The sequence below is a fragment of the uncultured Psychroserpens sp. genome, assembly GCF_947494225.1.
Lineage (GTDB): Bacteria > Bacteroidota > Bacteroidia > Flavobacteriales > Flavobacteriaceae > Psychroserpens.
Genome location: NZ_CANLUG010000001.1, coordinates 120,057 through 134,860 on the forward strand (window position 1 = coordinate 120,057; position 14,804 = coordinate 134,860).

Sequence of the window (14,804 nt, forward strand, 5' to 3'; positions counted from 1 at the left end):
ATTATTATAAAAGGGCACTGTTTTTGCAAGCAATTATCAATAGTTTTTTTAACTTTACTTTGTACCAAATTTAGATTATGCTCAAACAATATTTACAATTTAAATTATCTCAAAAGTTGTCCCCACAACAAATTCAGCTTATGAAGTTGATACAGCTGCCTACACAAGCATTTGAGCAACGTATAAAACAAGAATTAGAAGAGAATCCTGCCTTGGATACAGGGAAAGATTCTAAAGATGAAGACAAGTTTGATGAATTTGACAACTCAGGCGATGAGTATGATGACAACGAAACTATCAACACAGAAGACATCAACATTGACGAATATTTGAGTGATGATGACATTCCTGAGTATCGTACACAGGCCAATAATTATAGCGCTGATGATGAAGAAAAAAATGTCCCTTATGCTGCAGGAACATCATTTACGCAGCATTTGAGAAATCAACTAAATACATTTAGGCTTAGTGATGAGCAGCGAGAAATAGCAGAGTTTTTGGTTGGAAGTGTTGATGAAAGTGGCTATATAAGACGTTCATTGAGCGATATTATGGATGATTTGGCCTTTACTCAAAATGTATTTACTACCGAAGAAACTATTGAAAAAGTATTGCTTAAGGTCCATCAATTAGATCCAGCCGGTGTTGGTGCTAGAAACCTCCAAGAGTGTCTAAGTATTCAATTACATCGAAAAGATAAACATCCAGATGTTGAGCTTGCCATCGCTATTATCGATAAAGCCTTTGATCAGTTTACAAAGAAACATTATAAAAAATTACTTCAAAAATTTGACATCACTGAAGTTCAATTAAGAGATGCAATAGAAGAAATAGAGCGCCTTAACCCAAAACCAGGTGGTTCTTACGCTGGAAACAATAAGATAGTTGAGCATGTCGTTCCTGATTTTGCAATTAAAATTGTAGATGGCGAACTAGAATTAACGCTTAATGGCAGAAATGCGCCAGAACTGCATGTGTCTCGAGAGTATAGCAACATGATGAAAGGCTATAAAGAATCTAAAGACAAAAGTAAATCTCAAAAAGACGCCGTATTATTTATCAAACAAAAACTGGATGCTGCTAAATGGTTTATTGAAGCTATTAAACAGCGTCAACAGACTCTTTTTGTTACGATGAGTGCTATCATGCATTATCAAAAAGAATACTTCCTTACAGGCGATGAACGCAAGTTAAAGCCAATGATTTTAAAAGACATTGCCGATGAGATTGATATGGACGTATCTACAGTTTCGCGTGTCGCCAATAGTAAATATGTAGATACACCTTATGGAACAAAACTCATTAAAGAATTTTTTAGTGAATCTATGACCAATGATCAAGGTGAAGAGGTATCAACTCGTGAGATTAAAAAAATACTAGAAACAGTTATTGAAGAGGAAGACAAGAAAAAGCCATTAACCGATGAAAAATTAGCAACTATTCTTAAGGAAAAAGGCTATCCGATAGCTCGCCGAACTGTTGCTAAATATCGCGAGCAGTTAGATATTCCAGTAGCGAGATTACGTAAGAAAATATGATTGAAGGTAAACAGCTTACGACACGCATTTCAGATCAATTTCTAAAAAGTATATCTTATATTTTTCATCCATTATTGATGCCGTTATTGGGTGTTGTATTTTATTTCTCAAAAACACCACGCTTTGTTCCTGAACCTAGAATGAAGGCGAAAGTATTTTCTATTACTATTCTCACCATTGTTTTACCTATTCTATTATTTTACCTCTTAAAAACACTCAGGAAGGTAGAATCTTTTCACTTAGAGCATGTTTCAGAACGTAGAATTCCGCTTATCATTAATAGTTTTATCATTGCACTTGTTCTGATTAGAGTATTACCTCTTGATGAATTACCCGAATTATACTTCTTTTTTATGGGTATTCTTATTTCAACAATCACTTGTCTTGTTCTTGTTTTATTGAAATTCAAAGCTAGTATTCATATGATAGCCTCCGCAGGTTTTTTTATGTTCGCCATTGCTGTAGCCATTCATTTCAAGATAAACATTAATGGCACTATTGCTTTAATGTGTATCATTTTAGGGGCAATTGCAACCTCAAGATTACATCTAAAAGCTCATACACCTTCAGAATTAATTGTAGGTTTTTTTGTGGGCTTATTACCACAATTACTCTTGTTAAATTACTGGATTTAACTTTACATTTTTAAAGAATATAAAATATAAGTCCAATCTTAATGGCATTCATCTCAATGGACTGACCAGTAGTGCTGAGTTTAGCATTAGAATCAAAAATGGGATTGAGTAAGTAATACAAATGAAAACTCACATTAGAATATCCAGCACTCAGTGTTAGACCATATTGAATCCTATTAAAATCATCAATATTAGTCAATTGAATATCATTAGGTTCTCCATTAAATTTAGAGGAACTATATACAACATACCCAAATTTAATACCTGCATATATTCTCCAAAAATCGTAATTGGTTGGTGTTGACGTTCGCCATCTAAATTCTAAAGGCACTTCAATGAGATAGGTTGTGAATTTATTCTTACTAAACGATGTCTCGTCATCATCTAATATAGAATAATTAAAGCTGCCACTATTTTCAGCAATAAGTAGGGTTTGATTATAGGAGTTTGTTGATAAACCTAAGCCCAAACCTATGGCTTTGTTACGCTTTACATTAATGGGCATATCCCTAATAAACCCAAAGTGAAATCCGCTCGAAAATCCGTTTTGAGAAACACCATCGAGTTTTTTTCCAAGCAGGTTGTAGGTTACAGAAATATAAAATTGATCCTCTCTGTATTTCTTATCGACGATAGAGTCTGATGCGTTTTCACTTGAAATCACTTCTTGAGCGTCCAGTGACTGCATACACATTAGTAAGATTATTAAATATAAAACCTGCTTCATGATACAAATATAACTCAATAGTCTGTAAAAAATTTTGAGTAGATGGAATAAAAAAAGCATCCATTAAATGGATGCTTTTTTTTATAATTAATAGGCTCGTAGTTAGTTGTCTAATGCACTACCAGAACCTGTTGCATAATTAATTTTAAGGGCATTAGCCTCTCTAAGTTCTTGCTTAATATCACCAACAATACCCATATTTGCTTCGCTATCAACTTTTAATGATACCGTTAAGTAATCTCTCAACTCCTCTCTTATAGCCAATCTTTCGGCATTAATAAAAGATTCTATTTCGCCAATTTCAGCAAATTTATCGTTAAGTTGTAAACGCGCTTCTTTTCCATATCGTTCTTGAAAAGAGGCTGTTGGGCTACCTGCATAGATATAACTAATTGGATATTTCTTTTCCAATTTTTCTACCTGATCGGCCAATGGCAATTTGTTTTCAATGAGTAATGTATCTTCTCTCATAACTGTTACAACCATGAAGAAAAATAACAACATAAAAACAATATCTGGCAAAGATGCTGTGTTTACCGCTGGTAAAGCATCGTCTTTTTTATTTTTAAATTTAGACATTTTCTTGTGTTTTATTTAGTGTAAACTTCAGAGAGCTTTTCTGGATATTCTGTTCTAATTTCCTCAATAATCTCTTTTAGTTTCTCTCTATTACCAGTGAACTTAGCGTCTTTAAAATTCTCTTCCATCTTCACAAAATCCATATCTGGAAATCCTCTTCTAGGTCCTATTAATTTTGCTCTTCTGTTACGTAATTCATTATAAGCCGCTACCAATTCATTTTGAACCGAAATATACTGTTTATACGACGTTTCTCTCTCGTTCTTTAATGAAATAATGGCCTTATCTGGATTATCTGATGATGCTGGATCTTTCTTTCCATTACAGTAATCACAAGAACCATCACCTCCATTATCTAAAAACTCAATAGCCGCTGCTCTTAAATCTTTAAGCTCCATTAGTTCATCTTCAACTAATAATTGATCTTTACCATTAATTAAAACAGTAAAAATATTCTTTTGCTTAATAATAACATCTTCATCGTTTTCCTCAATTGGAGGGAGCTTACGATTAATTCCAGAATCTTTAGGAATCGTTGTCGTTACCAAGAAAAATATAAGAAGTAAGAATGCAATATCTGCCATAGATCCTGCATTAACTTCTGGTGCTGATCGTTTTGCCATAATTTGTTTTATTTACTTAGCATCTTTTTAACTCCAAAGAACAACATTAAGCCTGCTGCTAATAGAATTAAAATATAAAATGCCTTGATTCCTGCTTCAATCATTTGAGATTCACCAGCAGTTAATATTTTACCGTCGTCCAATGCTCTTTCAACTCCAGATGACGCAAACCATGCAACTGCCAAAACAGCTACAAAAACGCCTACAGAGATTAAAGATTTTTTAAGTTTATCTGGACTACTTACTAAGTTTACTAAACTAAATACAACTGCAGATACTGTCGCAATTCCTAAAACTACATAGGCCAAATTTGCAAACCAACCTAATACAGCTTGGTTATCTGGCACTGTTTCAATAGCTTCATCACCTAACATCATAATTCTTACTAGGAAGAATACTGCGATTAGACCTATTACTAAAGCAACAATTTTGATTATTTTTTGAATATTCATATTATGTTCGATTTAATAATTGGTTTCTTATTTCTTATGTCTTACTAATAAATCCATTAGTGAGATAGATGCATCTTCCATATCGTTAACGATGCTATCAATTTTCGAGATAATGTAATTGTAAAAGATTTGTAATATAATAGCAACAATCAGACCAAATACTGTTGTTAATAAGGCTACTTTAATACCACCTGCTACTAATGAAGGGTTCATGTCACCTGCAGCTTCAATTTTATCAAAGGCATCAATCATACCAAGTACAGTTCCCATGAAACCAAGCATTGGTGCTAATGCGATAAATAATGAAATCCAAGATACATTCTTTTCTAATTGTCCCATTTGAACACCACCATAAGCTACAACAGCTTTTTCAGCAGCATCAATATCTTCATCTGCTCTGTCTAATCCTTGATAGAATATAGATGCAACAGGACCTTTTGTGTTTCTACAAACTTCTTTTGCTGCTTCAATTCCACCCGAATTAAGAGCGTCTTCAACATTAGCAGTTAATTTCTTCGAATTTGTAGTTGCAAGATTTAAATAGATAATTCTTTCAATAGCAATAGCTAATCCTAGAATTAAACATAGCAATACAATTCCCATAAAAAATGGACCACCTTCAATAAAACGTTCTTTTACTTCTTGCGTAAAAGATTTTTCTTCGTCAGCTGCTGCTGGAGTTTCGTCTTGAAATGAAGTGGTAACTGCTGTAGTTGCAGCTTCTACTGTGTAAGCATTTGTACTTGCGTTAACAGTACCGAAAGCCATGATACATGCTATGGCTAAGATAGAAAATAGTCTTTTCATCGTTCTTGTTCTTAATTTTTATTAGTTAAAGTGTTAAAGATATAAAAAAATTGTAATTAAAAAATAAAAATCCCAATTGAGTCGTGAGGTTTAACGTTGTTTAACTCAATTTGAAATCTTTACAATGACGAATTTAAATAAAATGTTTTGGATTTGTTGTTTGAAGAATCAAAAATCTCATAAAATTAACGCATTTAACATCACTTTTATTACATTTTCTTATAAAGAAATTATAATACTATCGTACAAATTTACTGAAGCAAGCTTCGACAACCTTGAAGGATTAGCTGCGCTGATCCCAATTGGATATGCTGGTAATACATTGCATAGGCAAACTTTCGTTTGCTCATGAAAACACCTCAGTGAATTTACTGAAGCAAGCTTCGACAAATTCACTGAGGTGTTTTCATGTATTCGCAGAGAGGAAGGGATTCGAACCCTCGATACCCTTTTGGAGTATACACACTTTCCAGGCGTGCGCCTTCGACCACTCGGCCACCTCTCTAATTTTGAGCAGCAAACATACAACTCAAATTATAATTATAAAACTTTGAAATACACTTTAAGACATTTCACCTCGAAGCGAGGTTTCAAAAATAGTTTTAAATGCCTTTGGAGACACCTTTTCTCCTAACATAAACATCAACTTGGCCAGGGCAGCTTCAGTAGTAATATCCTTTCCTGAAATAACTCCTAGAGATTTTAATTGAGTACTTGTTTCATATTGCCCCATAAGAACACTACCTCCCGAACATTGTGTTACATTAACTATAGGAATACCTCTTTTTGTTGTCTTTTTCAACATATTCAAAAACCACATTTCAGTTGTCGTATTACCAGCACCATATGTTTCTATAACAATTCCTTTAACATCATCGCATTCAAATAGGGGTTTTAACATCGCTTCTGAAATACCTGGAAACATTTTAATTAATATAATGTCTGTTTCAAATTGTTTATGAACCACCAACTTTTTTCTTGTATTGGGTTTATACAAATCATCATATTCAACTTTTAAATGAACTCCAGATTCTGCCAAATGAGGATAGTTTAAAGATTCGAATGCTTCAAAATGTTCGGCATTGATTTTTGTCGTTCTATTTCCGCGATATAATTTATATTCGAAATACAAGCCTACCTCTTTTATTACAGGCTTCCCATTTTTTTGTAATGAAGCCATTTGTATAGATGTAATCAAATTCTCTTTAGCATCAGTTCGTAAATCGCCAATGGGTAATTGAGAGCCTGTGAAAATAATTGGTTTCGCTAAGTTTTCAAACATAAAACTCAATGCTGAGGCCGAATAACTCATCGTATCACTTCCGTGTAAGACCACAAACCCATCAAATCTATCGTAATGACTCTCGATAATTTCGGCAATTTGAATCCAGTACTTTGGACTCATATTACTAGAGTCTATAGGTTCATTGAACGAAAGTGTTTCAATATCGCAATCTAATAGCTTAAGCTCTGGAATGTTTTTTAAAAGGTTTTTAAAGTCAAAGGCTTTTAATGCTCCTGTTTCAGCATTTTTAATCATACCAATAGTTCCACCAGTATAGACTAATAATATGTTGGGATGGTTTGCGCTCATGATTTATATTCCAAATATATCTTTAGAGTTTGAGGTTGTAATGTCGGCAATTTTTTCTTCGGAAACTGAATATATTTCCGACAATTTTTCTAACACCTTAATTATGTAAGCACTTTCGTTTCGCTTTCCTCGATATGGTTTTGGTGCCAAATAAGGTGAGTCTGTTTCTAAAACAATGTGCTCTAAATCAATACTATTAAGAAACTGATCAATCTTTCCATTTTTAAAAGTAGCCACACCTCCTATTCCTAATTTCATGTTATAAGAAATCGCCTTACGAGCTTGTTCTATAGTTCCTGTAAAGCAATGAAATATCCCAAAAAGTTTTTCATCTGCAACATCTTCCAAAACTTCAAAAATTTCATCAAAGGCATTCCTACAATGAATTACAATAGGCAAGCCATATTGTTTTGCCAATTTTATCTGATACCTAAACGCCTCTTGCTGTATTTTCAATGTAGATGTATCCCAATACAAATCAATTCCAATTTCACCAATTGCATAAAAATGACGTTTTGCCAACATGGTTTCTACATGTTGTAATTCTTCCTTATAATTTTCTTTTACAGAGGTTGGGTGAAGTCCCATCATTAAAAATGTATGTTCTGGAAAATCAGCCTCCAATGCCAACATAGCTTCTGTATAATTAGAATCAATAGCCGGAATAAAAAAACGAGTGATATTTTGGGAAATAGCACGTTCAATCATTTCTTTTCTATCAGCATCAAAAGATTCACTATATAAATGTGTATGGGTATCTGTGATTATCATGCTGCAAAAATAAACGAATTAATAATAAAGTCTGTTCATAATATCTATACTATTATCTTTGTTCAAAATTAACGCTATGGAAACGCTACAGGAGTATTTGTTAGCCAAAGAATATACTAAGGTAAAACTGAAATTAACCAAGACCAACCATTTTGAAATTAAAGCATCAATAAATGGCATCAAAGGGCTATTTATTCTCGATACTGGCGCTTCTAGCTCTTGTGTAGGCTTTGAGGCTATTGAAACCTTTAACCTAATCGCTAAAGATTCTAAAATTAAAGCGGCTGGAGCTGGTGCTATTGACATGCAAACTCAGGTATCTAAAAAAAACACACTCAAAATCGGACGTTGGAAAAAAGACAAAGTAGCGTTAATCTTGTTCAATCTTTCTCATGTTAACACCGCTCTAACAACTCATAACTCTAAACCTGTTGACGGGATTATAGGGGCTGATATATTAAAAAAGTCAAAAGCCATTATAGACTATGACAAAAAATATCTCTATTTAAAATTGTGAAAATTATTTCTTTAAATTAACAAAACTCGTTATATTTAAACATAAATCCCTCACACCAAAGCCCAATGTCTACGTCAATAATTATAGCAGACGATCACCCATTAATTCTTAAAGGTCTCAATGACTTCCTTCTAGAGAAGCAGTTTAATGTTATTGCTAGCGCAAAAAATGGCAAAGAAGCCCTAACTCTAATTAATGCACACCAACCTGATATAGCAATTTTGGATATCCAAATGCCCATATTTACAGGTTTAGAAGTTGCCGAGAAATGCAAAGCATTAAATTCAGACACCAAAATTATTATTATCACTTTTGAAAAGAGTCAGGATATTTATAACAAAGCAAAATCTTTAGGGATTTACGGATATATTCTTAAAGAGTTTGCAATCGCTGAAATCGAAACTTGTATCACATCTGTACTTGAAGAGAAATCATATTTCAGTCCAGAATTAATTGAATACCTTGAAATAAAAGAAACTCCTGATGCTTTAAAAACTTTGACCGATTCTGAAATGAAAGTCTTTAAGCTCACCGCCGAAAACAAAACAGCAAAGGAGATTGCTAGTGTTTTGTTTATTTCAGACAGAACAGTTGAAAAGCATAAAAGTAATATAAGAACCAAATTAAAGTTAGAATCTAATGCTAACAGCATCGTTTTATATGCAAAAGAACACGAAGAATTTCTATCTAAATATACGTAGAACTACGTATTGACTCTAATTGATTTAATGCTGATATTTGTTGTAAGCTATTAATTCTTATAGGGAGAATTAAACTAACTAAAACTCTAAATCATTTTTGATTTAGAGTTTTTTATTTTAAAAAACAGGTAAATATACCTATTGCATCCAATTCGCAGATTCCTGATATTTGTTCTAGCTATTTATTTCTTATAGGGAGAATTTAATTAACTAGAAAACTCTAAATCATTTTTGATTTAGAGTTTTTTCTTTTATAAAATACGTAGAACTACGTATTGTTTTGCATTTATATATTACCTTAATTTGTATTGCTATTAATCAATTTCCTTTTGGAAGAAAGGACAAAGGCTCTGGGTTGTTATAATCCAGAGCTTTTTTATATAGAAATATATGACCAGGCATTCATAAATCTGTTAAACTCCAAATTTTAACATTTAAAGCACAAAATATACGTAGAACTACGTATTGTTTGGTATTCAATTAATGGCGAATTTTACGTCAGAGTTATTAAGATTAGAGGGATTTTTTTATAGTAACTCTATTAATTAATTAGGGTATATAAGGCTCTGAGTGTCTTCATAAGCTCAGAGCTTTATTGAAATCGAAAAGTATAATTTAAAAAGATATAAAAATGGAAACGATGAAAAACAAACAAAGCCTAACCAACAAGATATTTATTGCGGGCTTAATATTTAGTGCCATTTTAATTATATCAATAAATATCCTTGTAAATTTTTTTTAGTTATTAGTTAGTTATTTTATTAGGGAGAAAAAGCGCAATACATAACTTGAATTGCGCTTTTTTGTATATTATATATCGACCGACATTAACGAACTACATTTCTAAGGCTTTCTTAATGTCGTTGTTCATTAGTAATTCAACTGGATTTTCTAATGCTTCTTTAACAGCAACTAAAAACCCAACACTTTCTTTACCATCAATAATTCTATGATCATAAGATAATGCTACATACATAATTGGTCTAATCTCAACTTTTCCATCAATAGCAACAGGTCTTTCAACAATATTGTGCATTCCTAAAATACCACTTTGAGGAGGGTTAATAATTGGCGTAGATAACATACTTCCAAAAACACCACCATTAGATATAGTAAACGTCCCACCTGTCATTTCATCTACCGTAATCTGACCATCTCTAGCTCTTATAGCCAAACGTTTTACTTCAGATTCAACGCCTCTAAAACTTAAATTTTCGGCATTTCTTATTACAGGTACCATCAATCCTTTTGGACCAGATACAGCAATAGATATATCAACAAAATCATAGCTCAACATTTCTTTTCCGTCAATCATTGAGTTTACTGCAGGATACAGTTTTAGAGCTCTAACAACCGCTAATGTAAAGAAACTCATAAAACCAAGGCTTACACCATGTTTTGCTTTAAAATCTTCTTTGTATTGTTTTCTCAATTCAAAAATTGGAGACATGTCAACTTCATTGAACGTTGTTAACATAGCCGTTGTATTTTTAGCCTCTACTAAACGCTCAGCAACCTTACGTCTCAACATAGACATTTTACTACGCGATGTTCCTCGGTTGCCTCCAGTTGGTGTTCCCATTGAAGGAACAGCCTTCACAGCGTCATCCTTTGTTATACGTCCATCTTTTCCTGTTCCAGGAACAGAAGATGCTTCTATACCTTTTTCATCTAATATTTTCTTGGCAGCAGGACTTGTTGTTCCTGTAGCATAAGTTTTAGATTCAGTTACGACCGCTTTTGGTGACTCTTTCTTTGGCGCTTCTTCTTTTACCTCTTCTTTTGTAGGTGCGTCATCTCCATCAGGCTTTGTAGCACTTGTATCAATTAAGCAGACTACAGCTCCAACCTCAACAGCATCACCTTCTTCGGCTTTAAGTGTAATTGTTCCACTAGCCTCAGCAGGTAGTTCTAGAGTAGCTTTATCACTGTCTACTTCTGCAATGGCTTGATCTTTCTCAACATAGTCACCATCTGCAACTAACCATTCTGCAATTTCTACTTCTGTGATTGATTCTCCTGGTGAAGGAACTTTCATTTCTAAAATCATCGTTCTATAATTTTATTTTTAAGCGTTTATTGTATTAGTTTTTATTCTTTATTTGATCTCCCTTAACTGGAAGGTAATTCTTTTTGATCTCACCATTTACTAGAATATCGTCAAAGAATAACTTTCCTCCTGTAGCAATATTCATGTCCGCAACATTCTGTAGACTTAAATGCAAATGAGCCTCAGTTGTATTACCAGAATTTCCGCATTGCCCCATAAGATCTCCTTGTTTAACCATTTGTCCTTCTTTAACTACAATGGACTTCTCTTTTAAGTGTGCAAATAACAAATATTCTTCATTTTCTGTTTGCAACACTACTGTGTTTCCTGTTAATTGCTCGGGGTTTAATTCTCCCGGAATATTATCTTTCACCCCTGTAATAACCTCAACTACTTTAGCATCACAAGGCGCAATAATATCTTTACCGAAAACATAGTAATTCTCATTTACTTTAGAATCTCCTTTATGCGAAACACCGTCTTTCATTATTAATATGTCATAAGCATATTGCTGATTCTCATAAGCAACGTGATAATTTTGTCCAACGTTAGTACCTCCCCAAAAAACAAACCATTCTTCTTTAAATGGCAGTATCATTTTCGTTGTATTGCGTTCTATTACGGGAAGGTTATTTGGTTTATGAGGTGTTACCAATAAACCTGCAATTTTATTCGAATCATCTAGATAGAAAAGTATGTCTCTTAATTCAGAATCAAACGTCATCTTATAGATATGGGCAGCATCATTTTTAAGTCTATTAAACTCAACAGATTTAATAGTTCCAAGAGTAGATTTCATATTAGATATGAAAGCCTTTGTATTATCAATCGGTAAAGCCTTTTGCATGCCTTCATTAAACAATTCAAAAACAGCTTTATAGTCATTAGCATTATAAAGGTCTTTAAATTGTGATGCTACAACATTATAATGTTCTTGCTCTTGCGAGAAAGACATATACGACGCAAATAATACACTTAATACAAAAACTACTTTTTTCATTTAACGTTGATTGTTTTTAGTACTATCAAATACGAAATCAATCACTTCTTGATGACGTTTTTTAGATCTCACGCTACTTCCTGCTGCCGGAGCTCCATAAGGTCTTCGGGTTGCCGCTCTAAACGATTTTGCCTCATCCAAATGCATAAGCATGTGACTGTAAGCTCCCATGTTTCTAGGTTCTTCCTGAGCCCATACAATGTCTTTAGCATTTTTATATTGATCAATGATTGCTCTAATTTGTTTTTCTGGTAAAGGGAATAACTGTTCAATTCTAACTAGAGCAACATCATTTCTTTTAAGTTCAGTTCGTTCTTCTAATAAATCGTAATAGAATTTTCCTGTTACAAAAACTAAGGTTTTTACGTCTTCAGTTTTAACTAAGGTATCATCAATTAGCATTTGGAAACTACCATTTGCAAACTCTTCTACCGAAGATACTACCAAAGGATGGCGTAATAAACTTTTTGGTGTAAACACAATAAGGGGCTTTCTAAACTCTGCTTTCATTTGTTTACGCAATAAATGATACATATTTGCAGGTGTTGTGCAATCCATTACAAACATATTGTCTTTTGCACATAGTTGTAAATAACGTTCCATTCTACCCGAAGAATGTTCAGCTCCTTGCCCTTCATAACCATGAGGCAAAAGCATAACTAAGCCATTCTGAAGTTTCCATTTATCTTCAGCTCCCGATATGTATTGATCTAACATAATTTGAGCCCCATTACTAAAATCTCCAAATTGTGCTTCCCAAATAGTTAGTGTTTTAGGACTTGCCATAGCGTAACCATAATCGAAACCTACAACACCATATTCTGAGAGTAATGAGTTATAAATATAGAATTTACCTTGTGTATCACTAATTTGATTAAGTAATAAAATCTCCTCCTCACTATCTTCAACCTTTACAACTGCATGCCTATGTGAAAAGGTTCCACGTTCAACATCCTGACCAGAAATACGCACGTCATACCCCTCTTCAAGTAGCGTTCCATAAGCTAGGTGTTCTGCCATAGCCCAATCTAACTTATCGTTGTCAAACATCTTTTGTCTGGACTGCACCAAACGTTCTATTTTACGAATAAATTTCTTGTCTTCTGGCAAATTAGAGATGACTTTGGTGATGTGTTTTAGACGATCTTTAGAGTAAGTCGTATCTACAGGTTGAATCATTTTATCTTCAACAACAGTATTAAAATCTACCCATTCATTTTCCATGAATGGTGTAATCACGGTTTTATCTATTTTTCGAGAATCTTCTAGCTTTACTTCTAGTTTATCTTTATAGTCTTTTTCTAACTGAGCTACATAACCTTTATCAATAACACCTTCAGATATTAATTTTTCAGCATAGATATCTCTCGGATTTTTATGTTTAGAAATCGCTTTATATAATTTGGGTTGGGTAAAACGTGGCTCATCTCCTTCATTGTGCCCATATTTTCTATAACCTAACAAATCGATAAAAACATCACGTTTAAATTTCATTCTGAAATGAAGAGCAAATAACATTGCATGCACTACTGCTTCGGCATCATCTGCATTAACATGTAATACAGGTGACAAGGTAACTTTCCCAACATCTGTACAGTAAGTACTAGAACGACCATCAAGGTAATTTGTAGTAAAACCAATTTGATTATTAACTACGATATGAATGGTACCACTTGTTTTATAGCCATCTAATTGCGCCATTTGAACCACTTCATAAACTAGGCCTTGTCCCGATATAGCAGCATCGCCATGAACCACAATTGGTAATACCTGAGATGGATTATCGCTATACTTGTGGTCTTGCTTTGCTCTAACTATGCCTTCAACAACCGCTCCTACCGTTTCTAAATGTGATGGATTTGGTGCTATATTTAAACTAATTTGCTTTCCATTATCGGTAACACGATTACTTGTCCAGCCTAAATGGTATTTTACATCTCCATCAAAAACTTCCTGTTCGTAATCCTTTCCATCAAACTCACTAAAAATATCTTTTGCAGATTTACCAAAGATATTAGTTAAGGTACTTAAACGACCGCGATGTGCCATTCCCATAACAAATTCTTTAACACCATGTTCTGAGGCATTTTCAATAAGAGCGTCTAAAGCCGGAATTAAAGATTCATTTCCTTCCAAGGAAAATCGCTTCTGCCCAACATATTTTGTGTGTAAAAAACTCTCAAAAGACACAGCTTCATTAAGTTTTTTAAGAATATGCTTTTTCTGATCCTCAGAAAATCGCGGTTGGTTGTCATTAACGTTAAGTTTATTTTGAATCCATTGAATCTCTTCGGGTTTTCTAATATACATGTACTCAACACCAATAGAATCGCAATATATTTTTTCTAGGTGATCAACAATTTGTCTCAACGTTGTTTTTCCTATGCCCAATATTTCCCCTGCTGAAAACACTGTATCCATATCTTGTTGTGAAAGACCGAAATTTTCAATCTCAAGGGTTGGTGCATATTTTCGTCGAGCACGAACAGGGTTTGTTCTGGTAAATAAATGCCCACGGCTTCTATAGCCATCAATTAATTTAACAACTTGAAATTCTTTTTGAACCTGTTCTGGAATTTGCGTCGAAACACCTTCAACTAAATCATCATCCATTCCATAACTTTCACTACCAAAATCGTAACCTTGAAAAAAGGCTCTCCAACTTGGTTCAACTGAATCAGGATTTTTTTGGTATTGTTCGTATAAATCAGCAAAGTATGCTGTGTGTGCTGCGTTTAAAAAGGAATATTTATCCATTATTTGGTATAAGTCGTTTTCGCTTCAACAAAATTTAGTCAAAAATACAACAT

Annotated in this window: 14 protein-coding genes and 1 tRNA gene; 4 read left to right on the plus strand and 11 right to left on the minus strand. The window is 33.5% G+C overall.

The genetic code is table 11. The annotated features are described in order from the left end of the window. Positions 1 to 77 precede the first annotated feature (77 nt). Both rpoN and Q0893_RS00470 read left to right on the plus strand, forming a co-directional pair. Positions 78 to 1,538 (plus strand): RNA polymerase factor sigma-54, encoded by a 1,461-nt coding sequence (gene rpoN, locus Q0893_RS00465; RefSeq protein ID WP_299271819.1) that lies wholly within the window; start codon positions 78 to 80, stop codon positions 1,536 to 1,538. Continuing rightward, positions 1,535 to 2,173, plus strand: a complete 639-nt coding sequence (locus Q0893_RS00470) for a hypothetical protein (RefSeq protein WP_298904345.1) — start codon at positions 1,535 to 1,537, stop codon at positions 2,171 to 2,173. The genes rpoN and Q0893_RS00470 overlap by 4 nt, the downstream gene beginning before the upstream one ends. Positions 2,174 to 2,183: 10 nt before the next feature. Here the strand turns inward: Q0893_RS00470 and Q0893_RS00475 are convergent, their stop codons facing one another. The 8 genes from Q0893_RS00475 to Q0893_RS00510 form a co-directional block, all read right to left on the minus strand. After that, positions 2,184 to 2,861 (minus strand): porin family protein, encoded by a 678-nt coding sequence (locus tag Q0893_RS00475; protein ID WP_299271822.1) that lies wholly within the window; start codon positions 2,859 to 2,861, stop codon positions 2,184 to 2,186. Positions 2,862 to 3,002: 141 nt separating this feature from the next. Then, positions 3,003 to 3,479 (minus strand): biopolymer transporter ExbD, encoded by a 477-nt coding sequence (locus Q0893_RS00480; protein ID WP_298904341.1) that lies wholly within the window; start codon positions 3,477 to 3,479, stop codon positions 3,003 to 3,005. A gap of 11 nt (positions 3,480 to 3,490) precedes the next feature. Beyond that, on the minus strand, positions 3,491 to 4,102 hold the full coding sequence (locus tag Q0893_RS00485; RefSeq protein ID WP_298904339.1) for a biopolymer transporter ExbD: 612 nt from the start codon (positions 4,100 to 4,102) through the stop codon (positions 3,491 to 3,493). Between the two features lie 8 nt (positions 4,103 to 4,110). Next, positions 4,111 to 4,554, minus strand: coding sequence for a hypothetical protein (locus tag Q0893_RS00490; RefSeq protein ID WP_298904337.1), 444 nt, complete (start codon positions 4,552 to 4,554; stop codon positions 4,111 to 4,113). A gap of 27 nt (positions 4,555 to 4,581) precedes the next feature. Then, the gene (locus tag Q0893_RS00495; RefSeq protein ID WP_298904335.1) at positions 4,582 to 5,361 is read right to left on the minus strand and encodes a MotA/TolQ/ExbB proton channel family protein; all 780 of its coding nucleotides are present in this window, start codon (positions 5,359 to 5,361) and stop codon (positions 4,582 to 4,584) included. A 417-nt stretch (positions 5,362 to 5,778) separates the two neighbouring features. Beyond that, a tRNA-Ser gene (locus Q0893_RS00500) sits at positions 5,779 to 5,866 on the minus strand. Positions 5,867 to 5,923: 57 nt separating this feature from the next. After that, entirely contained in the window at positions 5,924 to 6,955 is a 1,032-nt protein-coding gene (locus Q0893_RS00505; protein ID WP_299271827.1) for an asparaginase, read from the minus strand. 3 nt (positions 6,956 to 6,958) lie between these two features. Further along, on the minus strand, positions 6,959 to 7,726 hold the full coding sequence (locus Q0893_RS00510; RefSeq protein ID WP_298901505.1) for a TatD family hydrolase: 768 nt from the start codon (positions 7,724 to 7,726) through the stop codon (positions 6,959 to 6,961). A gap of 76 nt (positions 7,727 to 7,802) precedes the next feature. Between Q0893_RS00510 and Q0893_RS00515 the strand changes: the two genes are divergently transcribed. Continuing rightward, positions 7,803 to 8,243 carry a retropepsin-like aspartic protease gene (locus Q0893_RS00515; protein ID WP_298901504.1) on the plus strand — a complete coding sequence of 147 codons (441 nt, stop codon included), beginning with the start codon at positions 7,803 to 7,805 and terminating at the stop codon, positions 8,241 to 8,243. Between the two features lie 65 nt (positions 8,244 to 8,308). Continuing rightward, positions 8,309 to 8,944 (plus strand): response regulator transcription factor, encoded by a 636-nt coding sequence (locus Q0893_RS00520; protein WP_298901503.1) that lies wholly within the window; start codon positions 8,309 to 8,311, stop codon positions 8,942 to 8,944. Positions 8,945 to 9,779: 835 nt separating this feature from the next. On the opposite strand, the gene odhB is transcribed toward Q0893_RS00520, so the two are convergent. From odhB to Q0893_RS00535, 3 genes are read right to left on the minus strand one after another with little or no spacing between them, the layout of a single operon-like run. After that, positions 9,780 to 10,994 (minus strand): 2-oxoglutarate dehydrogenase complex dihydrolipoyllysine-residue succinyltransferase, encoded by a 1,215-nt coding sequence (gene odhB, locus Q0893_RS00525; protein WP_298901502.1) that lies wholly within the window; start codon positions 10,992 to 10,994, stop codon positions 9,780 to 9,782. Positions 10,995 to 11,028: 34 nt separating this feature from the next. Next, the gene (locus Q0893_RS00530; protein WP_299271831.1) at positions 11,029 to 11,994 is read right to left on the minus strand and encodes a peptidoglycan DD-metalloendopeptidase family protein; all 966 of its coding nucleotides are present in this window, start codon (positions 11,992 to 11,994) and stop codon (positions 11,029 to 11,031) included. Continuing rightward, the gene (locus Q0893_RS00535; protein ID WP_298901500.1) at positions 11,995 to 14,751 is read right to left on the minus strand and encodes a 2-oxoglutarate dehydrogenase E1 component; all 2,757 of its coding nucleotides are present in this window, start codon (positions 14,749 to 14,751) and stop codon (positions 11,995 to 11,997) included. Positions 14,752 to 14,804: the final 53 nt, after the last annotated feature.